This window comes from Brevundimonas sp. NPDC046655 (genome assembly GCF_044901625.1).
Taxonomy (GTDB): domain Bacteria; phylum Pseudomonadota; class Alphaproteobacteria; order Caulobacterales; family Caulobacteraceae; genus Brevundimonas.
Genome location: NZ_JBJDPV010000001.1, coordinates 895,195 through 919,326 on the forward strand (window position 1 = coordinate 895,195; position 24,132 = coordinate 919,326).

The following is a 24,132-nucleotide window of genomic DNA, read 5'->3' on the forward strand; positions in this document are numbered from 1 at the left end:
CAAGCGACGCCGTCTCAACCACTACAATCGCCCGAAGGACAGTCCGAGTTCCCTCCCCTTGCGCTCGGCGCGCATGAGCATCCGGGTCCGGCTCTCAAGCCGAAGGGCGCTGAGCACGCCGGTCGCATAGGCGCCGGTGTCGATGCAGATCCGCCGATGATCGACGTGGACCTCGTGAACCGGGGTGTGACCGTGGACCACCACCTTGGGCAGAGCCGTCTCGTCGGCCAGAAAAGCGTCGCGGATCCACAGGGCATCCGCCTCGGTCTGCTGCTCCAGCGGCACGCCAGGCCTGACCCCGGCATGGACGAAGTGAAAGTCCCCCAGCGTCACCGAGATGTGCAGGCAGCGCAGAAACTCGAGATGGTCCCTGGGCATGTGCTCCAGCAGGGCGGTGGAGGCGCGCTGCCACTGGTCCGACTTCGCGCCCAAGGGCGGCGGCTCCACGCCGTAGGAGATCAGCGTCTCCTTGCCGCCCAGCGCCGCCCAGTCGGGACCGATGGCGGAATCCTCGAGAAATCTCAGCAGCAATTCCTCGTGATTGCCCTTGAGGCAGACGACCTCGCCTCCCTCAGCCTCCAGCTCAGCTTCCAGGTCGAGAACGTGCTGGATCACCTCGCGCGACTGAAGCCCACGGTCGACATAGTCGCCGACCAGCAGCAAAATCCGCCGCCTGCAGGCGCTCTGGCCCAGGTCTGTGACGATCGCCCGCGTCAGACAGGCCAGCAAATCCGCCTGACCGTGCACGTCGCCTATCGCCCATATCAGGGTGTCCGAAGGCACGCCGCGCTGCGACAGGTCATCCGCAATTCTGGGGCGTGCGCTGAAGAACATCGCTCAGAAGAACCGTTCTCCGATCCGGATCGTGTCGCCAGGGGCCACCATGGTGCCTGTGGTCAGGCGATAGACCTCTTCGTCTCCGCCGCCGGCGCGACGGATGAAAACCCGCTTGGTGTCGGCGCGATAGGTGAAGCCCCCGGCCGTCGCGACCGCGTTCAACACTGTCAGTCCCGTGCTGTAAGGATAGGTGCCGGGCGCCCCGACCTCCCCCAGGACGAAGAAGGGCCGATAGGTCAGAACCTCGGCGCTGACCTTGGGGTCCAGCAGATAGCCCTGCTTCAAACCCTCCTCGACCGAGCGCTGAAACTCGGCCACCGTCAGACCCGCCGCCCGGATGTCGCCGATCAGGGGCAGGGATATCATTCCGGCGCCGCTGACCTGAAACTCGCCGGTCAGCGCCTGCTCGCCGAAGACATTGACGCGGACCTTGTCACCCGCCCCCAGACGATAGTCCTCAACCACGCGATCGCTTGACCCGGAAGCCCCGGAGGTCTCGCCCGCGCTCAGGGGTGCCGCAGTCGCGCACCCCGACAGACCGAGGACCGGCAAGGTCAGCAACACCAGACGACGAGAGATCATGTCGGCCATCCCAGTCTGCACAGCTTCGCTTCTAACGACGCAGCAGGTTTCGCGTTCAAAATTTCGGACGAGTCAGCTTACGGAATCTTGACGACCGCAGCCGCAACGTCGCGACCACCCATCCGTGCAGGGCTCAAAGGAATGTCGCGACCCAGTTTCCGGCTCGCGCCGTCGTCGGCGTTCATCGCCCTGTGCGTGGCGGCGGCCCCCGCCTGCGCCCAGTCTCGTTCAGCCATGCCCCTGGGCGCCGAAGCGGCCCCGCCTGCGGGGGTGATCGACTACTGCCGCCGTGATCCAGAGGCCTGCCGCACGCCCGGCTCGACGGTCGCGGATGTCGAGGCCCTGATCCAGGCGGCGGCGCGAGTCTACTGGCGACAGTTGTTTGACCGCTCGCATCAGGCATCGCCGCCGGGCGCCACCTCACTGGCGTCAGGATCCGCTGGCCAGCCAGCCGAGGTCGAGCCTCGTCGCCCTACGACGACAACCAGCGGCGCGCTTGTCCAGCGGCGCAGCCCCCAGTGGAGCGCGGTGACGGCGGTCAACGCCGAGGTCAACGCCGCCCTTCGCGCCGAGGACGATCTGCGCGCCTATCGACAGGCCGACTACTGGACGATCCCGCGTGCGACCGGCCGCGCCAGGCCCGTTGGCGACTGCGAGGACTTCGCTCTGACCAAGCGCGAACGCCTGATCGCGCAGGGCGTCCCCGCCGAGGCCCTGTCCATCGCCCTGGTCACGACGCGGACGGGGCTGAGCCACGCCGTTCTCCTTGTCGCCACGGATCAGGGGGAATACGTTCTCGACAATCTCACCCCCTGGGTGGTGCATTGGACGGAGGCCAGACTGACATGGCGCGAACGCCAGGCGCCGGGCCAGATGCTGACATGGGTGCACGTCGCCGCCGAGTGAGCCGGCGTTGGGCCGTCTGGCTGCCCGGATTGATCAGTCTGTTCGCACTGGCTCTGGCGCTCTTGGGCCTGATGGGGTCGATCGGCCCCCTCCCCCTCGACCGCCAGGAGGCCGCAGCCGTCGAAGGGTTGCAGGCGCCCGTCCCCGCGTCCGAAGACCTTCGGCGGGCGACCAGACTGACCGACGACTACATCGCCCAGCGCCCAAGCGACGCCTCGGCTTGGCTGCGCCTGGCCTACATCGATCGGGCCCGGCATTCGCCCCTGTCTCAACGCGCACAGGCCCATGTGTTGCGCTCATACGAGCTGGAGCCGCTCGGCCCCGAACTGACACGGTGGCGGCTGAGCTTCCTCTTTGAAAACTGGGACGCCCTGTCTCCAGCGCTGCAGGGCAAGGCGATGAATGAACTGGCCGCCGTCTTCCCGCGCCACGGCTGGGCGCTCAGGGATCTGCCATCGACCATCCGAAATCCGCGCGGACGAATGATCGCCTTCATCGCCTTCTCGCGGCTCAGGACAGAGACGGATCTGACCGGCGCGACGCGTCAGCGATCATAGACATAGGTCCGCAGATAGGCGGGCAGATAGTCCAGAATGACGCCCAGGACGACCAAGGCGACGAAGAAGACCGCCACGGCGATCATAGCCCGTGACAAGGCCCGGCGAATTCCTTCGCGATGCAGGTCGCTGTCAGAATCTGGAACATATTTTGGCCTCAAGCGTACCGGTTGCCGAACGGACGGTTGTTTGGTCGTCGGTCGCCGTTCGCCCACGCCTTCTATCCTGGAGTCATCGATACTGCTTTCCGTTGCCGGGTCACAACTATCGATCCACCGCTTCCTGAATTCTTGAGGCTCCATGAATGATAAAGCCCATGATACGGGACGAAAACGCCTAGATCAGAATAATCATTAGATCAACTAAATGAGTATAAACGGCCTTTTTGAGTAGGTAAAAGACGTCAGGCAACATCGATCGGACAGTTTCATGCGAAATTTTCTTTTGCACCGCCGAGATCGAGAATGACGATGAAACATACCTGCTTGTTCGCCATCGTCGCCTTTTGCCTGGCGACCCCCGCCGCGACCTCGACACCCGCGCAACAGGCCCCGGCGCCATCCGATCAACCCTCGCCCGAAGTGGAAGCCCTGACCGCCCGGATCAGGGCGGCCATGGCGGCTGCGATCGAAAACAACCGGGGTCGCGACAGCAGCGAGATCGAACTGGCCGTGTCCCAGGCGGTCGAAGACGTCATCAGCGCCAGCGGCGCCGATCCCATGGTGGTGCAGGCCGCCCTGCGGCTGGCCATGGCGCGGGAACACTGCCTGCTGCGCGACGATCAGACCTGGAGCCATGTCGGCTGCGAGGGCCTGAACCGCGTCTCGATGGCGGTGGGCGCCGGACTGCAAGGCCCCGGCGCGACGGGCGGCAATGGCGGCATCGCCGGCCCGGGTGTCCCTCCGCCGACCAGCGGCGGCGGCGGATCAGACTACCGACGCGGCAACTGACACCTGCACAGGCATGAACATGGGGGACCGCATGAAACTTCGACTGCTCACCGTGCTGGCGACGGGCGGCGCTCTGGCTTTGCCGTCGGTGAGCGCCCAGGCCCAGACCGACTATTTCGCACGCGACCGCAACGTCTCGGTGAAGGATCGGCCCCACCCGGAATATGAGGCTCTCGGCGTGCGCTGGGGCTCCTTCCGCGCCTACCCTCGCGTCCAGGCCGACATCGGCTACGACAGCAATATCTTCGCCACGGACACCGACGAACAGTCGGACACCCTTATCAGGCTCGCCCCCGGCGTCGAGGTCGAGTCCGACTGGTCGCGTCATTCGCTGACCGCCTTCGCCAAAGGCCAATCGACCTGGTCAGCCAGCTACGGCAGCGAGAATTATCAAACCTGGTCGGTAGGGACTGCCGGGCGCCTCGATCTGCGCCGTCGCACCAATCTGGGCGGCGGCATGGACTATGCTCGCGAAGTCGAGCCCCGCACCTCGTCCAACTCGCCTGAGTCGATCGCCGAGCCCATTCGCTACAACCGGGCGCAGGCCTATGTGACCGGAAGCCACTCCTTCAATCGCCTGCGGTTTTCCGGACGCGGCGATGTCCGCTCCTACGACTATCACGACGGGGTCACGCTTGCCGGGGTTCCGGTGCCGCAGTCCGATCGCGACCAGACCACCTATGAGATCACTGGCCGGGCCGACTACGCCGTCAGTCCCGCGACGGCGGTTTTCGCGCGGGTGTCGTTCAACGACCGGTCCTATGACGCCGCCGGGACAGCCTTGACGCCCAAGCGGGATTCCAGCGGGGTCAACGCCATCGTCGGCGTCGATTTCGAGCTCACCAATCTCATCCGGGGCGAAGCGGGCGTCGGCTATCTGGACCAGTCGTTCGACGATCCGCTCTATGGTTCAACCAGCGGCCTGAGCACGCGGGTTCGCCTGGAGTACTTCCCTACCCAGCTTTTGACCCTGGGCCTGAACGCAGACCGGTCTGTCGGCGATTCCGGCGTGCCCGGGTCCGGCGGCTATCTGTCGTCCACGGTCCAGCTGACGGCGGATTACGAGCTTCGCCGGAACGTCATCGTCGAAGCGCGGGCCGGCTTCGCCCAGGAAGACTTCGACGCCATCGACCGCCAGAACGACCGTTGGTTCGGCGGCGTGCGCGCCACCTACCTGCTCAACCGGCGGCTGGGCGTCACCGCCGCCTACGATTTCGAGAACCGCCGCTCGTCCGGGTTCGACCGAACCAACGACTTCAACACCCACCGCTTCGTGCTCTCGCTTGTCGCCCAATACTAACGGGCAGCCCAGGAACAGACTGTACGGCCCCTCATGTCCACGACGATTGAAGCTCCGGCCGCCTTCTCCAAGCCTCCCTCCGAGACCTTCGGATTGAGGAACCTGCTGGCCGTCTTCCGTCGGCGCCTGCGCCTTTTCGCCGCCATCGTGCTCATTGTCTTCCTGGCGGCCCTGGTCATCACCGCCCGCACCACCCCGCGCTACACGGCGCAGGCCCAGGTCATGCTGAACACCCGGCAGGAGCAGGTGGTCGACACCAAGGCGGTGCTGTCCAACCTGCCCGCCGAATCCGGCGTCATCGATTCCGAGGTCGAGGTGCTTCAGTCGCGCGACCTGGCGCGACAGGTCGTCGAGAAACTCCAGCTCGAACGCGATCCCGAATTCAACTGGGCCCTGCGGCCCGACACCGGCTTCAGCGCCCTGCTGTCTCGCCTGCAGGGCCGCTCGACCGCCCCGCCGTCGCCGCCCCGAACGCCCGCCGAAATCCGCGAAGGCCGCGAACGCGCGGCTTCGGCGCTGCAGGGCGGCCTGGCGGTGCGCCGCGCGGGCCTGACCTACATCATCGTCATCGCCTATACGTCGCTTAACCCGGAAAAGGCGGCCCAGATCGCCAACGCCTATGCCGAGACCTACGTCCAGAACCAGATCGGGGCCAAGTACGCCGCCAACAACCAGGCCAACAGCTTCCTCGACACGCGTCTGAACCAACTTCGCGGCGAGGTCCTGGCCGCGGAGGCGGCGGTTGAGCAGTACCGCACCGCCAACAACCTGCTGACCTCATCCGGCGCGACCCTGACCGAGCAGGAAATCTCCAGCTACAACCAACAGCTGGCCACCACCCAGGCGGAACAGGCGGCCGAGGAAGCCCGCCTGCGCGCCGCGCGCAGCCAGCTGGCGCGCGGGTCCAGCGGCGATGATGTCGGCGAGGCCCTGCAGTCCAACGTCGTCGGTCAACTTCGCGCCCAGCGCGCCGTCGTCACCGCCCGCGTCGCGGACCTTCAGGCCCGCTATGGCCCGCGCCACCCAGAGATGCTTCGCGCCCAGCAGGAACTGGCCGCCATTGACGGCCAGATCCAGGCCGAAATCCAGCGTGTCATATCCAATCTGGAGGCCCGGGTCCAGGTCGCGCGCGACCGCACCAACTCGGTCCAGAGCAGCATCGGCCGTGCGCGCGGCGCCCTGGCCGGCAACAACGCCGCCTCGGTTCGCCTGAATGAACTGGAACGCAACGCCGAAGCTGTGCGGACCCTCTACAAGGGGCTGCTGGACCGCTACCAGGAAACCACCTCGCGCGCGGGCATCGAAACCGCCGACAGCCGCATCATCGCCGCCGCCAAGGCGCCCGGCTCGCCCAGTTCGCCCAATATCCCGGTCAATCTCGTCTTCGGCCTGATCTTCGCGATCGGCGCGGGGCTGGCCGCCGTGGTGCTGACCGAGATGCTCGACGACGGCCTGCTGACGGCCGACGACGTGGAGGCCCGTCTGGGTCTGCCGACGCTGGGTTCCGTGCCCCTGCTGATGTCGATCGCCGAGCGCAGGGATCGGCACATGCCGCCGACCGACTACCTGCTGAGCCGCCCGCTGTCCGGTTTCGCCGAGGCGTTCCGCGGCCTGCGGACCTCCATCCTCTACGCCCGCCTCGGACAGGCGGTGAAGGTCGTGGCGGTGGCCTCCGCCCTGCCCGGCGAGGGCAAGACGACCACCTCGGTCTGCCTGGCGATTTCGGCGGCCCAGGCCGGATCGCGCGTCCTGGTCGTGGACTGCGACATCCGTCGCCGCAACGTCAGCCGCCTGCTGGGCGTCAGCGCCGACAAGGGCCTGCTCGACGTGCTCGAAGGGTCGGCCACGCTCAAGGAGACCATGCTGCTGGACGAAGCTTCGGGCGCCTGGATCCTGCCCCTAGCCAAGCGCGAGTTCACCCCGCACGAGGTGTTCAACACCCCGGCCATGGACAACCTGCTCAAGCAGTTGCGCCAGCAGTTCGACCTGGTGATCCTCGACACCGCCCCCCTGCTCGCCATCGCCGAGACCCGCGTCCTGGCCAGCCAGTCGGACGCCGTCGTCTTCCTGATGCGCTGGCGCAAGACCCCCGCCAAGGCGGCCGAGGCGGCGCTCCAGGCGCTTCGGTCATCGGACGCCACTATCGCCGGCGTCGTCCTGACCCAGGTCGATGTCAACGAACAGGCCCGCTACGGCTATGGAGACCCGGGCTATTACTACTCCAGCTACAAGAACTATTACGCCGCTTGAGGCGGGTCACAGGGGCGCGGCGGGCAGCGCCAGGTCCAGCCGCTCAGCCTGGATCGAGTACGCCCTTCTCGCCCCTGCCGTCTTGACGGTCTTTGTCGCGCATGGCCTCGGTGGAGCCACCAGCGCCCAGGCCGGTCTGATCCTGATCGCCGCGATGTCGGCGGCGGGCGTGACCGTCTGGCGCGGGACGCTCGGCCGGTCGCTGGACTACCGCCCGCTCTATGCGGCGGCGGTCTGTTTCATCGTGCTTCTGGCCTTCGTCGCCTGGACAGCCTGGGCGCCGTCCTCGCGTCTGCTGCAAGGGCCTCTGGCCGCCCTCGTCGGATCATCGCGCGTCGCCATCGCCCCGGACCAGACCCAGCTGGAGCTGATCAAGTTGGCCGGTCTCGCCGCCGCCGTCATCTGCGGGTTCCAGATCGGGAGCGAGGCGCTGCAGGCGCGCCGAGCGATCAATCTGATCCTCGCCTTGGGTCTGGCCTGGACCCTGACGGCGCTGGGCGGGTTTCTCGCCGCCGGCCAGACCCGCCTCAGCGGCCTGTTCGTCAGCCCGAACACGGCTGGATGTCTCCTGCTCTGCCTTTTCCTTCTGGCGCTGGGGCGAGCTGCCCGACCACTGACCCAACGGCGCAGTCACCCGTTGGACAAGGGTATCCGCGCCGCGCCCTACGCCGCCTACGCCGCCCTGATCACCCTCTGCCTGAGTCTGACGGCTTCGCGCTCGGCCTTGGCCCTTGCGGTCGCGCTCGGCCCCTTGCTGATCGGCGCCCGGTTCTGGCGAGCCCGTCGGGAGAAGCGGGCCTGGATCGCGGGTGCAGGCGTCGTCGGCGGCGTCGGTCTGGCGTTGCTGGCCTTCGCCACGGATCGCACCGTCCTGAGCCGGCTGGCGGACACGAGCCTCGATACGGCCGACCGCTGGGCCATATGGAGCGCCTATGGATCGGCCTTCCTGCAATCGCCCCTGTACGGATTTGGCCTCGGCTCGGCGCCTGTCCTGGCCAAGATGTCCGTAACGCCGGACACCTATGACGCCCTGTGGAACATCCGCGCCGTCCACAATGTCTATCTGCAATGGCTGGTCGAGGGCGGGCTCATCGGCGCCGTCCTGATGTTCGCCACGCTCGCCTGCCTTCTGGCCGTCGCGGTGAAGGGCGCGACGCGCGGCGCCTTCCAGAGCCTCGTCCCCTTCTTCGCCGCCGACCTGGTCTTTCTGCTGCAAGGGCTGGTGGACTATCCGCTCCAGATTCCTTCCGTGGCCATGATGTGGGCGCTGCTGCTGGGCCTTCAGACAGGTATCGCCGTGCGCCCTGATCAGAAGCGCGGGCCGGAGACGACCACATGACCAGCGTCGCCGTCGTCATCGCCGCCCATGACGCCGCCCGGACCATCGGGCGCGCGGTGCGTTCCGCCCTCGCCGAGCCCGAGGTCGCGGAAGTCTGGGTCGTGGACGACGCCTCGCGGGATGAAACGGCAGCCGAGGCCTGCCGCCATGACGACGGCTCCGGACGGCTCCGAATGCTGGCCCTGTCGGTCAATCACGGCCCCGCCGCCGCCCGCAATCAGGCCCTGTCGCTGACGACAGCGGATTGGGTCTGCGTGCTGGACGCAGACGATCATTTCCTGCCCGGTCGCATCGGCCGGATGCTGCGCGCCGGCGGCGAGGCCGAGTTGATCGCCGACCGCCCCCTGCGCGACGACGCGGCCTGGGTCAGGCAGGATCAGGCCGCGCCCGAACAGATCAGTTTCGAGCAGTTCGTTCGCGCCAACATCACCCGGCCGGGCCGCTCCCGTGAGGAGATGGGCTTCATCAAGCCCCTGATGAAACGGGATTTCCTCGCGGCTCACGCCCTTGCCTATGACGAAGGGATGCGGCTGGGCGAGGACTACGACCTCTACGCTCGCGCCCTGGCCCTGGGGGCGCGCCTGCACCTGCTGCCGCCCATGGGCTATTGCGCCGTGACGCGCGCGGACTCCCTCAGCGCCCGGCACGACGTAACCGATCTGGAGGCGCTGCGGGACTGTGACCTGCGGCTGGCCGGTCTTCGCTGCTTCACACCGTCCGAACGCCGCGCGATCCGCGCCCACCATCAGAGCATCGACGCCCGCGTCCAGTGGCGACGGCTGATCGAAGCGGTGAAGGCCCGCGATCCGGGGCGCGGCCTCAGCGCCTTCACCTCGCCCCGCGTCAGCCTGTCCCTGATCGCGCGGCTGGCGGAACAGGCCTGGCTGAGAAGCGCCCGCCGGATCGGATGGTCTGGCTCAGAAATCCCAACGACCAGCCCAGATGCATGATCATGGCGGCGAAGCCGGACGCCAGCCCGCAGACCGAGCGCGACTTCATCCCGGCCCAGGCTCCCGCCGCAAGGCAGACGCCCGCCCAGACCGCCGCTGGAAGCCCCCCCAGCACGGCGACGCTGCTCAACGGCGTCAGAGGCGCCGAAAGGGCGGCGAGCGCGACAGCAGGCGCGACGGCCAGCGGCGCCGCCTGTCGCAACTTGAGCGGGGTCCGATGCAGACGCACCGTCCGGGCGCGTCCCTGGCCGTAGTGAACATACTGACGGAACAGCGCGCCGGGCGTGGCCCGCGGATAATAGCCGACGGCCAGGTCAGCCTGCATCCAGATGCGGCCGCCTGCCTGGGCCAGTCGAAGATCCAGCTCGGCGTCCTCGTTGTGGCTGAAGCCTTCGTCATAGCCGCCGACGGCGACGAAATCCTCGATCCGCATCAGAGCATGGTGACCGTGGTCGATCCAGCCGCTGGCGCCGCCGACACGGTGGACCGCCCCGCCTGTGCCGATCCTCGAGTTCTGCGCCACGGCGGCGGCGATCTGGAAACAGCCCTCGCCCCGCGAGGCCAGCGGGACCACCACCGAGGCGGCGCCGGTCGCCTCGGCGGCCTGAAGCAGGCGGGCCACATAGTCGGCCGTATAGTCGGCATGGGCGTCGATCCGCACCAGAAACCGCCGTCCTTCGCCGAAACGCCGAACGGCGGCGTTGACGCCTGCGCTCTGAATTTTCAACAAGTTGTCGATCAGTTTCAATCTGTTTTCGTAGAGCGCGATCTCGGCCACGATCCTCTGGCTACCGTCGGCGCTGCCGCCGTCCGCCACCACGACCAGCGCTTCCTCGGCGCCCGGATCGGCCAGCAACCGCCGAAGTAGATGGGGCAAGTGAGCCGCCTCGTTCAGGCAGGGCACGACGATCAGCGGTCCCGAGGTCTGCCGGCTCATTCGCCCGGTCCCGTCACCAGATCGACCAGGGCCCGACTGTCCTCAGTGTCTGCGATCAGGTCGCCGCGCGGCACGGCCGCCGATCGCTGGACCAAATCATCATAGCCCGCCGCCGTCAGCCCCTCGAAGAACCGAAGCAGGTCAGCCTCCACGTCATGCAACAGCACGCCGCAGCCGCGCTGCGCCAGCCAGCGCCCGGTCTCAACGTCGGCCTGGGCGATGATGGGGCGGTCGCGTGCTCCGCCCTCATAGAGCCGGTTCGGCAGGAGCCAGCGCGAATTGAGCCCCTCCTCAAAGAAGTCCACCCCCCAGGCGAAATGGACCCCGTCGTAATGAGCGGGCAGATCCCCGGCCTCGTAGGACCCCATGAAGCTGACGCCCGGCATGGTGGCCGTCAGGGCCTCGATGTCCTCGAACACCGCCGGCGACGGGCGGCCCCGGACCTCCACCACCATCCGTCCAGGCAAGGTCTCGGCCAGCCGGGCGAGCATGGCCAGACTGCGGCGACAGCGGATCATGCCGAACCAGCCGATGCGCCACGGCGGCCCCGGCGGGATCTCACCTTCAGGCTCGGGGTCGCCGCGCGGGGCATAGACCTTGTTCTCCACCACCCTCATTGACGCCGAGCCGCGCCGGTGGGCGAAGTAGTCGGACGCAAAGGCGGGCGAACTGACGATGATCTGATCCACACTCCGCAGCAGTCGGTTCTCCAGCCCGCGCAGCAGCCGAGAGCGCCACCCTCGCCCCAGCAAGGACCGATGGACATCGAGGCATTCGTAGGTCAGCGGCATCCCGCGTCCCGCACGCGCCACCTGGGCCAGCAGCAGCATTTCCAGATTGCGCGCCATCACCGCATCTGCGCGCCGCGCCAGCTTCATCAGCCGCCATGGCCGCGTCACCTGGGCCGCGACCGCGAGCATCCGCTGACGCAGGGCGCCGTCGAAGGTCTGGGCCAGAGGAACAGCCTCGACGCCTTCGACCTCGCATGGCGCGGCTCCCCGGTGAAACCCCGCCAGAACCAGGGCCGCGCCGCCGTCACGCAACATCCTGACGCGGCGCGCCACGGCGGCGTCATTCAGGTCATGAACCAGATAGAGGATGGTCGGATCGGTCGTCATGCCGGAGACCGTTGTGGCCGAAGGCGGCGGGCCAGACCCTCGGCCAAGGCCTGGCCGAAACGGGCCCTTTGTTCCCGCGACTGCGCCAGAGGCCCCATCGCCCAAACATCCCCGGCTTTCAGCCGCTCGACGAGGACGACGAAATGTCGGTCCTCCTCCATTCGCGCGATCCGCCCATCCATTTCGCGGCGCGCATCGCCGTCGAGTTTGGCCGCCAGCCGTCGCGCGGCGGCGATCATGGCCTCTAACTGAGCGGCCGAAACCCGATGAGAAACAGAACCGGACCGTCGCCGATAGCGATAGCCCGCGAACGGCTGAAAGACATAGACGGCGCCTGCCGCCAGGGCCCGCGACACGAAATCAAAGTCTTCGCCTATAGTCAGGCTTTGGTCGTACAGCAGGTCTTTCTCCCTCAGCCAGTCCAGTCGGAAAATCGGCTTCAGATAGCCCAGCCCCTCGTCACGGCCCGTCCCTTCGCCGCAGGCGAGGAAGGTCGCCAGGTCGAGCCGTCGCGTCTGCGCCCATGGTGGCCCCGCCAGCCAGACGTGATCAACCCTGCCGTCGTCATGGAAAGCCATCAGATTGTCGGCGGCGATCTGCGCGCCTGCGGTTTCGGCGCCGTCCAGCAGCCGTTGCAAGCGATCCGGCAGGATCAGGTCGTCCGCATCCACCATCGCCGCCCAGGCGCCCTTCGCCGCGGACAGGCCGATGTTGCGCGCCGCCGCCGGTCCCCGCCCCGCGCCGCGCAACAGGCGCACACGATCATCCTCGCGAGCATGGCCTTCGACGATCACGGGCGTGGAGTCGGACGAGCCGTCATCGATGACCAGGATCTCGAGGTCCGCCATCGACTGCTCGCGGACAGACCGGAGCGCTTCGTCGATGAAGGGCGCGGCATTCCTGGCCGGCATGATCACGCTGACGCGAACCGGCGAGACTGACGAAGGCTGCATCCGACCTCCACTTCCAGACCCCAGCCCAAGCAATTCCTGAGCCGCCGGCGAGGACTTTACCGAGGTTCAGCCTATCACGTCGTGCGAATTCTCTTTGTGTCATGCAACCCGCCCGGGCGCGGCCGCGCTTTACTGGCGCTTCTGCCTGCAAAATCGGGCCGTGGCTGGGCGGCGAGGATCGCGATGCGGGCTGGGACCTTGATCGAAGCAAGAAGGGAGCGATGGCCCGCGAGGGCGCGCTTGGCCCCGCCGGTCGATCTGTTGGCCGGTGCGGCTTCCGCCCTTCTGCTGACCGCGACCTGGCTGGGCGGCTTCGGACCCGTCGCGCCGCTGATGATCATGGTCTGCGCAGCGGCCCTGGTCGTGCTGAAGCCACGCGAAAGCATGGCGGGCGTGTTTCAGTGCTGGCCGCTGCTGCTCGTCGCCGCCCTGGCCGTCTTGTCCGCCCTGTGGGCGACCGCCCCCTCGGTCAGCCTTCGCTATGGATCACAGCTCGGGATCACCATCCTGGCCGCCGTTCTGATGGTCAGCGTCCTGCGGCCGGACGGGTTCATGCGCGCCGTCTTCCTCAGCAGCACCGTCATCCTGACCCTCTGCCTGCTCTCGGGCCGCCAGGGACCATCATTGGCGGGGCCTGTCCTGATCGGCGTCCTGGGCTCCAAGAACGAGATGGGCGGGCTGACCCACCTGCTGCTGTGCAGCGGCCTTGCCCTGGCGGTGGACGGATCGCAGCCGCGATGGCTGCGCCTCTCGACCCTGCCGGTCGGCGCCACGGCCCTGTTCGTCCTGCTGACCGGCTTTTCCGCCGGCGCCGTTCTCGCGACCCTGATGTTCGCGGGAGTCTTCGTCGTTCTGACGTTGGCCGCGCGGACCCCGCCGGCGATCCGCGTCTTGCTGGTTCTGTGTCTGCTGGCCTTCGCCGTGCCCCTCTGGATGCTCCGGGCGGATCTGGTCGCGATGTGGGAGGACTTCGTCGTCAATGTCCTGCACAAGGATGTGGGCCTGACGGGGCGAGACTACCTTTGGGCCTATGCCGACCGGTTGATCACCGACCGACCGCTTCTCGGGCACGGTTTCCGCTCCACCTGGCTCGGCAGCGGGGCCGAGACGATCGGCCTGTTGCGCTGGGCCGGACTGACCAGCGGCGCGGGCTTCAGCTTCCATGACAACTATCGCGAATGGCTGGTCGATTTCGGCTATGCGGGCGGCGGACTGATCGCCGTCGTCATGTTCACGGGCCTGGCGCGGACCGTGCTGCGCGCCATGTCGCCCGTCAGCACGCCCGGCTGGCTCTTCCTCGCCTCGATCGGCATCGTTTTCGCCGCGCGCGCCAAGGTCGAGAACCTGTTCGGTCCGTTCAACTCCTCGACGGTGATCATCGTGGCGGCGGTCGCCTACGGCCTGATCCATCTTCGGAGACAGACTCCCTCGCCTCGGCACGGACATGGCTAGGATGCCGCCGCGCACCATGCTGCTGTTCTACGACGGCTATGAGCTCAGGGCCGCGCCGGGACTGGTGGGACAGACCTGTTCCCATTTGCGGCGCGGCGCGCGCTTCGCCTGGAGAAGCTTGAGGCGCAAGCAGACCCACACTGGTTTCTACACCGCCTTCCTCGGCCTCAAGAAATCCCTCGAAGCTGTCGGCTGGCGCGTCCGGGTCAATGACTTCGCCGCCGCCCGCCGGAATCCAAAACAACCCATCGGCGTCGCAGGCTATCCCTCGGTCGTGGCCAAGGTGGATTTGCCCAACCCCGTCATCTTCGGTCCCGGCGACTACGGCCTGTGCGAGGAGGCCGCGCGCGTGGCGGGCCAATCGCGCTTCAAGCTGCTGATCCAGCCGTCCCAATGGGCGATCGACTTCAATCAGCCTTGGGTCGGCCCGAAGTCCGCCCTCTGGTTCGCCGGCATCGACACCGCGGCCTGGCCCGATCTGTCGTCCCGGCCCAAAACCACGGATGTGGTGATCTATGACAAGATCCGCTGGTTCCGTGATGAGCGCGTGCCGGCCGTTCTTGAGCGATGTCAGGCCCATCTGAAGGCGCGCGGCCTGAACTGGGAGGTTGTGCGGTACGGCGCGCACCATATCGCTGATTTCCGGTCCGCCCTGGCCCGCAGCCGGGCCATGATCTTCCTGTGCGAGCACGAAACTCAGGGCATCGCCTATCAGGAAGCCCTGGCGTCCGGTCTGCCGGTCTTCGCGTGGGACGAGGGCGAACTGGTCGACCCCATCCTGGCCGCCCGCGCACCGCCCGGCCTGGCGGTCAGCACCGCGCCCTATTTCGACGACCGTTGCGGCGCCCTGTTCAAACTTCAGGACATGGAGGCGGGTTTCGACGCCTTCTGGGCTCGACGCGAGACGTTCCAGCCGCGCGCCTATGTCGAGGAAACCTTGGGGCTGGAGGCGTCCGGACGCCTTTATCTGTCGCTCTATGAACAGGTACACGCGGGCGCCGTCTAGTACAGCTGTCCTTCGCGCATGCCCGCCAGACGCGCCACCACGCCGACATGGAGCGCCCCGCGCGTGAGCGCCCGTCGCCACCCCGCCGGACTGGCGAGACGGAGCAGCGCCATCGCGGCGCAGGCGCAGGCCTTGGCCAAGGCGAACCCGGCCTGCATCACTCGTCGGCTTCCCGGCGTCAGATGCCGCCGCGCGTGCGTCTGACCGGAACGGAAGGCGCGGCTCAGCAGCCACGACAGGCGAAGCCTTTCCTGCCCCACCGTCTCCCGGACCACGGCCCCGGGCGCAGCCGCGAACCGCGCCCCGTCCGCGTGCAGGCGAGTGAAGAAATCCGTGTCCTCGCCGCCGGACCGTCCCAGGTCCGGGTCGAAGCGTCGCTCGCCGATTACGACGCGCTTCACCAGAGCGTTCGACGTAAAGCCTGTATCGACGCCCCTCCGCGTCTGCACCGGGCGGATGGAGTGGAGGTCAGCGGACACGCTCCAGGGCGGCGCATCGTCCGGATAGAGAGCGTGAACAGAGCCGAACACGGCGTCGCAGTCGTTTTCTTCGAGGGCCTCGATCAGACGTTCCAGCCAGTCGGGATCCGCCACCTCGTCGTCATCGATCCAGGCGACATAGTCGGCCGTGGCGACGTCGATGCAGGCGTTGCGCGCCACCGAGATGTTGCGAGCCGGCGCATGGAGATAAAGGAAGCCGCCCCAGGCCTGGAGAGCCTGCTCGACCAAGGCCCGCGCGCTGGGCTCATGATCATTGTCCGCGACGATGATCCGGAAGCGATCAGCCGGCAGCGTCTGTGCCTTCAATGAAGCCAGCGTCGCCGCCAGACCGAGCCGTCGGAACGTACAGACGCAGACGTCGACAAGAAAAGGCGCCCCCATCGATCAGCGCCAGTACCGGTTGTTACGCCGCCGCGACCGACGCTTGAGCCGCGACGATATGGAAGGCCATGCAAAGCAGGCGAGCAGAAGCAGGACGGTGGGCAAGGCTATGACGTAAGCCAAGGCGTTCCCCTCGTTCCTGCGCCTCCGCAAGCGGCGGCATGAAGGCCTGCTTCCCGAGCAACGCCTAACTGCCCGCAAGGGTTCGCGCCTTGCCTGAAGGAAATGGGCAGGATCGATGCCGCGTCAGGCCGGATCTGCGGGCAGACGAGCGATGAAATGGCCCTTCACGCCTTCCGGCCAGTCCCGATAGGGCACCGCCCCCTCCGGACTGTCTGCATAGAGACGGGCGAAGTCGATGATGGCCTGAGCGTCCTGATCGGTCGGCGCGAAACGTCCGGCCAGATAGGCGGGCTTGCCGGGCTGGCTCAGATAGACCGAACAGTGACTGGAGCAGGCCCACAAGCAGGCCTGCGGCTCGACCCGCAGTTGACCGGCGCCGACAGCCGCGACAGCGGCCTCAACCGCATTGAACAATAACTGCCCGCCCGTCAGGCCGGCGGCGTCCACCGGCACCTCGCTCGAGAAGCGGCAGGTCGTGCAGACCACCAGACGCGCCGGCATCAGAACTCCACCCCGGCCTGGGCCTTCACGCCGCTGCGGAACGGGTGCTTCACCATCTGCATATCGGTGACCAGATCCGCCGCCTCGATCAGTTCGGGCGGGGCGTTGCGGCCGGTGATGACGACGTGGGTGTCGGCCGGGCGCGCGGCCAGAACCGCCAGCACCTCCTCGACCGGCAGATAGTCGTAGCGCAGGGCGATGTTCAGTTCGTCGCAGACGACCATCTTCCAGTCCGGGTCCATAATGCGGGCCTTGGCAGCGTCCCATGCGCGGCGGACGTTGGCGATGTCGGCCGCGCGGTCCTGAGTGTCCCAGGTGAAGCCCTCGCCCATGGGCCGCATCTCGACCAGGTCGGGAAAGGCGTCGAACAGGTTCTGTTCACCCGTCTCCATCGCCCCCTTAATGAACTGGATGATCGACGTCTTCATGCCGTGGCCGATCATGCGGCAGACCATGCCCAGGGCCGCCGTCGTCTTGCCCTTCCCGGTCCCGGTATGGACGATGACCAGGCCGCGCTCGACCGTCTTGCTCGCCATCATCCGGGCGCGAGCGGCCTGAACCTTCTTCATCTTCTCGGCGTGACGAGTGTTCAGATCGGCTTCGGTCATCAGCGCGAGACTCCTTGCGGCGACAGGTCCAGTTCGAAAGGCGCGCCCCAGGCGGTCTCGGCCCCGCGCCCGATGGCGGCGACGGCGCGGACCATGTCGCCGTGGCGGTTCAACAGATGGTCGGCCAGGGCCACGATCAGGGGGTTGGGCGTGGCGGTCGGGGCGACGGCGCGCAGGCGCTCAGCCCACGCCTGCTCCCTGCCCCCTTCGGAGCGCGCGCAGGCGACGACATAGGCCGCCGCCGTCGAACGACTGACCCCCGCCCAGCATTGGATCAGCATGGGTCGCGTCCCGTCCCAGCCCTCGGCGAAGGCCAGCAGGGCGGCGATGTCGGCGTCGCTCGGCGGCGTCAGCCCTTCGCGCGGCGCGGCGATGTCGTTGAACCGCAGGTCCAGACGATACGGTGGCGCGTGGGCCAGCGGCGCATCGACATGACCCGGCGAGGCCAGACTGATCAGATGCGACGGCTGATGCGCGGCCACCAACTCCGCGACCTCGTGCAGAGGGGCGACGATCAGCTTCATCCGCCCGCCAGCCCGGCGACGGCCAGCAGGAAGCCGACCTCGAACGCCTGCTCGACCGCGCCCAGAACATCGCCGGTGCGGCCCCCGATCAGCCGCCACGCCAGCCAGGCCGGAACGGCGGCGGTTAGCAGGCCCAGCGCCACGCCCCCTGCTGCTGTGACCGGCGCGAAGAAGACCAGGGGCCACAGGGCGATCAGAACCGCCACCGTCAGCCCGGCGACTGAGGCGCGATCGGGCTTGCCCTCCTTGGCCATGCCGGGGTCGCCGCCATAGGGCATGATCGTCATGGCCGCGACCGCCGCCGCGCGTCCCAGGCCATGCGAGGCCAGCAAGGCGATAGCGGCGAACAGCGGCGAGACCTGCGTCAGCATGGCCAGCGCCGCCACCCGCAAGGCCATCGTCAGCCCCAGCGCCAGCGCGCCATAGGAGCCCAGTCGGCTGTCCTTCATGATCTCCAGCCGCCGCGCGCGGGTCAGACCGCCGCCGAGGCCGTCCGCCGTGTCGGCCAGCCCGTCCTCGTGAAAGCCGCCGGTCAGGGCGATCCCCGCGCCGACGGCCAGCAGGGCCGCGATCCACGGGCTCCAGACCTGGGCCGCGCCATAGAGGATCAGGGCCGACAGCCCACCGACGATCTGGCCCACCAGCGGGTAATAGCGCGCGCTCTGCTGGATCCATTCCGGCTGGAAGCCGGCCAGTTGCGGCGTCGGGATACGGGTCAGGAACTGCACCGCACAGATGAACAGCCGTGCTTCTTGCCGGATCATCCCGCCGCCTCCAGCACGTCGGAGAGTTCCGCGACCTCGGACAGCAGGGCGCAGGCCGCCTGAACCAGAGGCACGGCCAGCAGGGCGCCGGTCCCTTCGCCCAGCCTCATGTCCAACCCCAGCAAGGGCCGAGCGTTCAACGCCTCCAGCATCAGGCGATGCCCCGCCTCGGCCGAGGCATGGGCGAACAGGCAATAGCCCAGCGCGGCGGGCGCCAGGCGGACGGCCAGCAAGGCCGCCGCCGTGCCGATGAAGCCGTCAACCAGAACCGGAACCCCTGCCCGCGCCGCCGCCAGCACGGCCCCGGCCATCATGGCGATCTCATAGCCGCCGAACTGGGTCAGCACCTCAAACGGCGCCGTCGCGTCCGACCGCGCCGCCGCCTGAGCCAGAACCGCGCGCTTTCGCGCCATGCCCTCCGGCGAATGACCCGCCCCCTGTCCCACGCAATCATCCAGCGGTGCAGGCGCCAACCGGTGCATCAGCAGGGCCGCCGAGGCGCTGTTGCCGATGCCCATTTCGCCCAGGGCGATCAGGTCGGCGCCGCTGGCGATGGCGTCTTCGGCCACCCGTGCGCCGGCCAACAGCGCCGCCTCGGCCTGAGCAGGCGTCATGGCCGGGGCGACCGAGGCGTCCGCCGTGCCCGGCGCGATCTTGGCGTGGATCAGCCTCACCCGGTCCGACAGGTCCGCCGCCACGCCCGCATCGATCACCCGAACCTCGGCCCCGACCACGCGGGCGAAGGCGTTGGCGCTGGCCTTGCCCGCCAGCAATGTGTCGACCATGGCTACGGTGACGCCGGACGGAAAGGCCGCCACGCCCGAGCGCGTCAGACCATGGTCCCCCGCGAAGACCAGAAGGACGGGACGCTCGACAGCGGGTCTCAACCCTCGCTGGATCAGGCCCAGCGTCAGCGCCAGTTCCTCGATCCGGCCCAGGGCGCCCGGCGGCTTGGCCTTGCCGTCGAGGGCTGTCTGCAAGGCGGGCTCCAGGGTCCGATCCAACCAGGAAATGGCGAACAGGTCATTCAACCTCAACGCGGCCATACGAAGCCTCCGGCGATCAAAAGCAGCATCAGGACGGCGCAAGCGACGCCATAGACACGAAGACCACGTCGCAGATCATGGGCGCGCGGCGGCGCCCAGTCGCCGAAGTCGGGGCGGTGGGTGGTGATCCCGTCGTAGCGAACCGGCCCGCCCAGCCTCACCCTCAGCGCCCCCGCCATGGCGGCTTCGGGCCAGCCGGCGTTGGGCGAGGCGTGCTTGCCCGCGTCACGCCACATGATGCGCCAACCCTGCCAGCCGCCCAGCGCGATCAGCGCCCCCGCGATCCGGGCCGGGATCCAGTTCATCACGTCGTCGGTCCGCGCCGTCGCCCAGCCGAAGGCCCGCCAGCGCGGCTCCATATGGCCGATCATGCTGTCAGCGGTGTTCACGGCCTTGTAGACGAACAGCCCCGGCAAACCGCCGACCACGAACCAGAAGACGGGCGCCACCACGCCGTCGCAGAAGCTCTCGGCCAGGCTTTCCAGAGCGGCGGTCGCGACCCCGCCCTCGTCCATCGCCTCGACGTCGCGACCGACGATCATGCTGACCGCCAGACGCGCGGCCGGAAGGTCGCCTGACGCCAGGGGCCTGGCGACAGCGCGAACGTGATCAAACAGGCTGCGCGCCGCCAGGCCCGTCGCCCCCCAGATGACGACGATCGCCAGGCCCGGCCAGAAGGGCGCGGACGCAGCCAGCCGTTCCAATCCCCACCCGGCGCCGCCCGCCACGGCGATCAGGATCAGAAGGGTCGCGACGCCGAGCGCCCGTCGTGCCTTCGCCGAACGCTCCGGGCCGTTCCAGGCTCGCTCCATCCCCGCGATCAGACCGCCGACCCAAACCACCGGATGCGATAGGCGGGGCGGCCAGCCGACCGTGCCCTCAAGCAAGAGAGCTCCGGCGACAATCCATGGCGTTGGCGCGCTAGCGGGCACGGCCGACCATTTCCAGCACCGGACCGCGCACGCCGGCCAGAGTGTGCGCCTCCACGCCGTAGGCCGTCTTGAGCACCTGGGAAGACAAGGCCTCGCGGGGCGGCGCATCCGCCAGCACGCGCCCCTCGACCAGAACGATCACCCGGTCGGCCACGCGCAGCGCCGCGTCTAGGTCGTGCAGGGTCAGGATGACGCCCCGCCCCTCTTCATCCGCCAGCCGCCGGAACAGGTCGCAGGCATCCAGCACATGGCCCGGGTCCAGCCCCGCCAGAGGCTCGTCGGCCAATAGCCACTGCGGGTCGCCCGCCAGGGCTCGCGCGATCAACACCCGCGCCCGTTCGCCGCCTGACAGGGTCGAGACGATGCGGTCAGCAAAGTCCTCTACCCCCGTCACCGCCATGGCGCGGCCCACCGCCGCCCGGTCCTCGGCGGTCAGCCCCCAGGCGCCGACCCAGGGGGTGCGGCCCAGACCGATGAAGGTGCGGCCATCCACCGCCCAGGCGATCTCGGCGTTCTGGGGCAGGTAGGCGATACGGCGCGCCCGTTCTCGCGATGGCAGGTCGCTCAGGGCGCGTTCGTCCAGCGTCACCCGCCCGGCGTCGGGCCTCCTCAAGGCCGCCAGACAGTCCAGCAACGTCGATTTGCCCGCCCCGTTCGGTCCGACAACCGCCGTCACCAGTCCCGGCGCAAAGGCCGCGCCGACGCCGTTCAGCACCGCCTTGTCGCCCAGACTGATCGACAGATTTTCCGCGCTCAGAAGGCTCATGCCAGCTTCCTCCTCATGCCGATCAACAGGGCCAGGAAGAAGGGCCCGCCGAGCGCCGCCATGGCCACGCCCAGCTTGATCTCGGCCGCCGACGGCGTCAGCCGCACCAGAATATCCGCCGCCAGAACAAGCGCCGCGCCGCCCAGCGCGGAGGGCAGCAACAGGCCGCCGGGCCGCGCCCCGATCAGGGGCCGCAGCAGGTGCGGGACGATCAGGCCGACGAAGCCGATCGAACCGGTCACCGACACCGCCGAACCGACCGCCAAAGCTGCGCCGAGCACCAGCATCAACCGCCCGGCGTCCAGCCGAACCCCCAGCGAGCGCGCCCCGGCCTCGCCCAGAGTCAGGGCATCCAGCGTCCGTCCCTGGGTCATCAGCAGCAGGCAGCCCAGGATCATGCCCGGCGCCGCCAGCTTCAGCTCGACGACGCTGCGGTCGGCCAGCGACCCCATCAGCCAGTTGACGATCTCGTTCACCGCCCAGGGATTGGGGGCCAGGTTTAGCGCCAAGGCCACCCCGGCCCCGGCCATGGTCTGGATCACCACGCCTGCGAGGATAAAGGTGACGACGCTGCTGGTCGCCCCCGCCAGCGCCAACAACAGGATGACTCCCGCGCCCGCCCCTATCATGGCCGCGCCGGGCAGCACCCAGGGCGCGCTGGCCGCCGCGCCTAGATAGAAGGTCATGACTGCGCCCAGCGCCGCCATGGTCGAGACCCCCAGCATGCCCGGATCGGCCAGAGGATTGCGCGTGTAGCCTTGCAAGGCCGCCCCCGTCAGGCCCAGGACCGCCCCGACCATCAGGGCCAGAATGGTGCGCGGCAGGCGCAGTTCGAACAGGATGGCCCAGGCGGGATCGCCTTGCCGGCTGGCCCAATCGCTCCACGGCACCCAGACGCGCCCCGCGCTCATGCTGGCGACGGACAGGACCGCGATCAGGGCCAGCAGCCCGACCATGATCAAGGAACGCGGCAAGGTCTTCATAGGGCCTCCAGCGCCGTGCGGCGCGCCTGAGCCAGGGCGGCGGCGGTCTGGATCAGCACCGGGCCGCCGCAGTAGAGCAGCTTCTCTTCCAGTCGCGCCTGCACCATCCGACCGGACAGGGAGGCCAGGGCCGGGTGACGCATCACCCGGTCGGCCCAGGTCCGCGATCCTTGAACAGGTACGCCGCTGAGCAGGACCTGCGGCGGATCCGCCAGCAGACGCTCGACCGGCACATTGCCCCATTTGCCCAGGCCATAGCGTCCGGCGACGTTCTCGAACCCGGCGCGGGACATCATCTCGTCCATCAGGGTGCCGCGCCCGGCGGCGAAGCCGTTGGGCTGATAGACGAGGGCTTTCAACGGTCGTGATCCGGGCGGCGGCGCGGCGGCGGCGATGGCGACCTCAATGCGGGCGATCAGGGCCTCCCCCCGCGCTGGGCGACCGACCAGACGGGCCACCTCCCGCACCTGATCCAGACTGGCCGCCACGCTGTCGGGGACGGCGAACAGCTCGGTCGGGATGTTCATGCGGCCCAGGGCGTTGCGGGTGGCCAGGGCGCTGTGACGACTGGTCAGCACCAGATCGGGCCGCAGGGCGATGACCTCTTCCGCCGTCTCCCAGGTGAAGGGCAGCGTCCTGGCCACCTCGGAAATGGTCGAGCCGACCGGCTCTCGCGCATAGTGGCTGAGGGCCGCGATCTGCCCCCTGTCGGCGACATGAACCAGAATGGCGTCGAGACAGGCGTTCAGCGACACGACCCGTCGCGGGACGGCGTCCGCCGCGGCGGGGCCGGCGACCATGGCCGCCCCCGCGCCGGCCAGAGCGCCCGCCAGCGCCTGTCGCCGCGTCGTCCTCATGCAAAGGCCTCCAGCGCATGCATCAGGCGCGGCAGGTCGCGCTCGCTCGGCACGCCGAACCTCAGACCGTCCGGCGTATGATCGAAGGGTCGGGTCAGGACGCCCGCACGGCACAGATGCTGGAACCATAGCGCCGCGTTCCGCGTGCGGGTCATGCGGAACAGGCTGGTCCCGCCGATGATCTCGAAGCCCGCGCGGGCCAGCAGGTCGTCCAGCCGGTCAGCCCGCTCGGCCAGGGCGGCCTCGGTGCGCCGCCGCCAATCCGCGTCGGCATAGGCCCCCCGCCCCATGATCAAGGCGTCGGCCCCGACGGGCCAGTCGCCCAGCAGGGCGCGCAGACGCGCAATCAGATCCGGCGCGGCCAGCATGAAGCCGAGCCGCACCCCGGCCAATCCATAGAATTTGCCGAACGAGCGCAGCACGATCAAGCCGGGTTCGACCAGGTCCGACACGCTGTCGCCCGGCGCGCATTCGATGAAGGACTCGTCCACGACCAGCCAGCGTCCCGCGGCCGAACGCTCGCGCGCCATGGCGATCAGGTCGGCCCGCCGGGTCAGACGGCCGTCGGGATTGTTCGGATTGACGATGACCAGCACGCCTGCCTGCGACGTCGCCGCCTGATCGGGAGCGATCAGGCGCGTCGCCACGCCCGCCGCCCGCCAGGCCTCGGCATGGGCGCCGTAGGTCGGACCGACGATCTCAACCGAACGCACGCCCAGCAGCAAGGGCAGAAGGCGGATCGCCGCCTCGGCTCCGGCTGCCGCCGCCGTCCGCTCCGGCGCACTGCCGAACGCGGACGCCGCCGCCGTCTCTAGCGCGGCCAGGGCGCTGGGATCGGGCAGACGGTTCAACTCCGCCTCCGGGGCGCGCGGACCGCGCCACGGCTCGGGATTGATCCCGGTGGACAGGTCCAGCCAGGGCCTCGGCGCGTCGGGATAGGCGGCGGCGGCCTTCATCAGACCGCCGCCGTGCCGGGTCGCCGTCGTCAAAAACGCGGCGTCATGCATGGG

25 protein-coding genes are annotated in these 24,132 nt (G+C 68.5%); 9 read left to right on the plus strand and 16 right to left on the minus strand.

Features of this window, described 5'->3' with window-relative positions:
- Positions 1-21: 21 nt before the first annotated feature.
- The gene (locus ACI2KI_RS04400) at positions 22-834 is read right to left on the minus strand and encodes a metallophosphoesterase (RefSeq protein WP_292083170.1); all 813 of its coding nucleotides are present in this window, start codon (positions 832-834) and stop codon (positions 22-24) included.
- 3 nt (positions 835-837) lie between these two features.
- Positions 838-1,419 (minus strand): polysaccharide biosynthesis/export family protein, encoded by a 582-nt coding sequence (locus ACI2KI_RS04405; RefSeq protein WP_292083171.1) that lies wholly within the window; start codon positions 1,417-1,419, stop codon positions 838-840.
- Positions 1,420-1,560: 141 nt separating this feature from the next.
- On the opposite strand from ACI2KI_RS04405, the gene ACI2KI_RS04410 reads away from it, so the two are divergent.
- The 7 genes from ACI2KI_RS04410 to ACI2KI_RS04440 all read left to right on the plus strand — a co-directional run bounded on the left by ACI2KI_RS04410 (position 1,561) and on the right by ACI2KI_RS04440 (position 9,671).
- Positions 1,561-2,325 (plus strand): transglutaminase-like cysteine peptidase, encoded by a 765-nt coding sequence (locus ACI2KI_RS04410; protein WP_404618066.1) that lies wholly within the window; start codon positions 1,561-1,563, stop codon positions 2,323-2,325.
- Positions 2,322-2,882 (plus strand): hypothetical protein, encoded by a 561-nt coding sequence (locus ACI2KI_RS04415; RefSeq protein WP_404618068.1) that lies wholly within the window; start codon positions 2,322-2,324, stop codon positions 2,880-2,882. The genes ACI2KI_RS04410 and ACI2KI_RS04415 overlap by 4 nt, the downstream gene beginning before the upstream one ends.
- A 464-nt stretch (positions 2,883-3,346) precedes the next feature.
- Positions 3,347-3,832, plus strand: coding sequence for a hypothetical protein (locus tag ACI2KI_RS04420; protein ID WP_404618070.1), 486 nt, complete (start codon positions 3,347-3,349; stop codon positions 3,830-3,832).
- A 31-nt stretch (positions 3,833-3,863) separates the two neighbouring features.
- Positions 3,864-5,132, plus strand: coding sequence for an outer membrane beta-barrel protein (locus ACI2KI_RS04425; RefSeq protein ID WP_404618072.1), 1,269 nt, complete (start codon positions 3,864-3,866; stop codon positions 5,130-5,132).
- Between the two features lie 33 nt (positions 5,133-5,165).
- Positions 5,166-7,382: a GumC family protein gene (locus ACI2KI_RS04430; RefSeq protein WP_404618074.1), complete on the plus strand. Its 2,217-nt coding sequence runs from the start codon at positions 5,166-5,168 to the stop codon at positions 7,380-7,382.
- An 82-nt stretch (positions 7,383-7,464) separates the two neighbouring features.
- Entirely contained in the window at positions 7,465-8,721 is a 1,257-nt protein-coding gene (locus tag ACI2KI_RS04435) for an O-antigen ligase family protein (RefSeq protein ID WP_404618076.1), read from the plus strand.
- Positions 8,718-9,671: a glycosyltransferase family 2 protein gene (locus tag ACI2KI_RS04440; RefSeq protein WP_404618078.1), complete on the plus strand. Its 954-nt coding sequence runs from the start codon at positions 8,718-8,720 to the stop codon at positions 9,669-9,671. Before ACI2KI_RS04435 ends, ACI2KI_RS04440 begins: the two co-directional genes overlap by 4 nt.
- Here the strand turns inward: ACI2KI_RS04440 and ACI2KI_RS04445 are convergent.
- Genes ACI2KI_RS04445 through ACI2KI_RS04455 form a run of 3 tightly spaced genes read right to left on the minus strand, consistent with a single transcriptional unit; the run spans position 9,565 to position 12,643 of the window.
- Complete coding sequence (locus ACI2KI_RS04445; protein WP_404618080.1) at positions 9,565-10,608, minus strand: glycosyltransferase family 2 protein; 1,044 nt, start codon at positions 10,606-10,608, stop codon at positions 9,565-9,567. The genes ACI2KI_RS04440 and ACI2KI_RS04445 overlap by 107 nt on opposite strands.
- Positions 10,605-11,726: a glycosyltransferase gene (locus tag ACI2KI_RS04450; protein WP_404618082.1), complete on the minus strand. Its 1,122-nt coding sequence runs from the start codon at positions 11,724-11,726 to the stop codon at positions 10,605-10,607. The genes ACI2KI_RS04445 and ACI2KI_RS04450 overlap by 4 nt, the downstream gene beginning before the upstream one ends.
- Positions 11,723-12,643: a glycosyltransferase family 2 protein gene (locus ACI2KI_RS04455; protein WP_404618084.1), complete on the minus strand. Its 921-nt coding sequence runs from the start codon at positions 12,641-12,643 to the stop codon at positions 11,723-11,725. Before ACI2KI_RS04455 ends, ACI2KI_RS04450 begins: the two co-directional genes overlap by 4 nt.
- 276 nt (positions 12,644-12,919) lie before the next feature.
- Here ACI2KI_RS04455 and ACI2KI_RS04460 point away from each other — a divergent pair, with 276 nt between their 5' ends.
- Together ACI2KI_RS04460 and ACI2KI_RS04465 are read left to right on the plus strand one after the other, a co-directional pair.
- Entirely contained in the window at positions 12,920-14,131 is a 1,212-nt protein-coding gene (locus ACI2KI_RS04460) for an O-antigen ligase family protein (RefSeq protein WP_404618086.1), read from the plus strand.
- On the plus strand, positions 14,124-15,137 hold the full coding sequence (locus ACI2KI_RS04465) for a glycosyltransferase (protein WP_404618088.1): 1,014 nt from the start codon (positions 14,124-14,126) through the stop codon (positions 15,135-15,137). The genes ACI2KI_RS04460 and ACI2KI_RS04465 overlap by 8 nt, the downstream gene beginning before the upstream one ends.
- Here ACI2KI_RS04465 and ACI2KI_RS04470 read toward each other — a convergent pair.
- The 11 genes from ACI2KI_RS04470 to cobD form a co-directional block, all read right to left on the minus strand.
- Positions 15,134-16,018 (minus strand): glycosyltransferase family 2 protein, encoded by an 885-nt coding sequence (locus ACI2KI_RS04470; protein ID WP_404618090.1) that lies wholly within the window; start codon positions 16,016-16,018, stop codon positions 15,134-15,136. The genes ACI2KI_RS04465 and ACI2KI_RS04470 overlap by 4 nt on opposite strands.
- Before the next feature lie 246 nt (positions 16,019-16,264).
- Positions 16,265-16,642, minus strand: coding sequence for a DUF1636 family protein (locus ACI2KI_RS04475; protein WP_404618092.1), 378 nt, complete (start codon positions 16,640-16,642; stop codon positions 16,265-16,267).
- Positions 16,642-17,250, minus strand: a complete 609-nt coding sequence (gene cobO / locus ACI2KI_RS04480) for a cob(I)yrinic acid a,c-diamide adenosyltransferase (RefSeq protein WP_404618094.1) — start codon at positions 17,248-17,250, stop codon at positions 16,642-16,644. Before cobO ends, ACI2KI_RS04475 begins: the two co-directional genes overlap by 1 nt.
- Positions 17,250-17,774: a tyrosine phosphatase family protein gene (locus ACI2KI_RS04485; protein ID WP_404618096.1), complete on the minus strand. Its 525-nt coding sequence runs from the start codon at positions 17,772-17,774 to the stop codon at positions 17,250-17,252. Before ACI2KI_RS04485 ends, cobO begins: the two co-directional genes overlap by 1 nt.
- Positions 17,771-18,538, minus strand: coding sequence for an adenosylcobinamide-GDP ribazoletransferase (locus ACI2KI_RS04490; protein ID WP_404618098.1), 768 nt, complete (start codon positions 18,536-18,538; stop codon positions 17,771-17,773). The genes ACI2KI_RS04485 and ACI2KI_RS04490 overlap by 4 nt, the downstream gene beginning before the upstream one ends.
- Complete coding sequence (gene cobT, locus ACI2KI_RS04495; protein ID WP_404618100.1) at positions 18,535-19,584, minus strand: nicotinate-nucleotide--dimethylbenzimidazole phosphoribosyltransferase; 1,050 nt, start codon at positions 19,582-19,584, stop codon at positions 18,535-18,537. Before cobT ends, ACI2KI_RS04490 begins: the two co-directional genes overlap by 4 nt.
- Entirely contained in the window at positions 19,572-20,516 is a 945-nt protein-coding gene (cbiB, locus tag ACI2KI_RS04500; RefSeq protein WP_404618102.1) for an adenosylcobinamide-phosphate synthase CbiB, read from the minus strand. Before cbiB ends, cobT begins: the two co-directional genes overlap by 13 nt.
- The gene (locus ACI2KI_RS04505; protein ID WP_404618104.1) at positions 20,506-21,282 is read right to left on the minus strand and encodes an ABC transporter ATP-binding protein; all 777 of its coding nucleotides are present in this window, start codon (positions 21,280-21,282) and stop codon (positions 20,506-20,508) included. The genes cbiB and ACI2KI_RS04505 overlap by 11 nt, the downstream gene beginning before the upstream one ends.
- Positions 21,279-22,265, minus strand: coding sequence for a FecCD family ABC transporter permease (locus tag ACI2KI_RS04510; RefSeq protein ID WP_404618106.1), 987 nt, complete (start codon positions 22,263-22,265; stop codon positions 21,279-21,281). Before ACI2KI_RS04510 ends, ACI2KI_RS04505 begins: the two co-directional genes overlap by 4 nt.
- Positions 22,262-23,122, minus strand: coding sequence for an ABC transporter substrate-binding protein (locus ACI2KI_RS04515; protein WP_404618108.1), 861 nt, complete (start codon positions 23,120-23,122; stop codon positions 22,262-22,264). The genes ACI2KI_RS04510 and ACI2KI_RS04515 overlap by 4 nt, the downstream gene beginning before the upstream one ends.
- Positions 23,119-24,129 carry a threonine-phosphate decarboxylase CobD gene (cobD, locus tag ACI2KI_RS04520; protein ID WP_404618110.1) on the minus strand — a complete coding sequence of 337 codons (1,011 nt, stop codon included), beginning with the start codon at positions 24,127-24,129 and terminating at the stop codon, positions 23,119-23,121. The genes ACI2KI_RS04515 and cobD overlap by 4 nt, the downstream gene beginning before the upstream one ends.
- Positions 24,130-24,132: the final 3 nt, after the last annotated feature.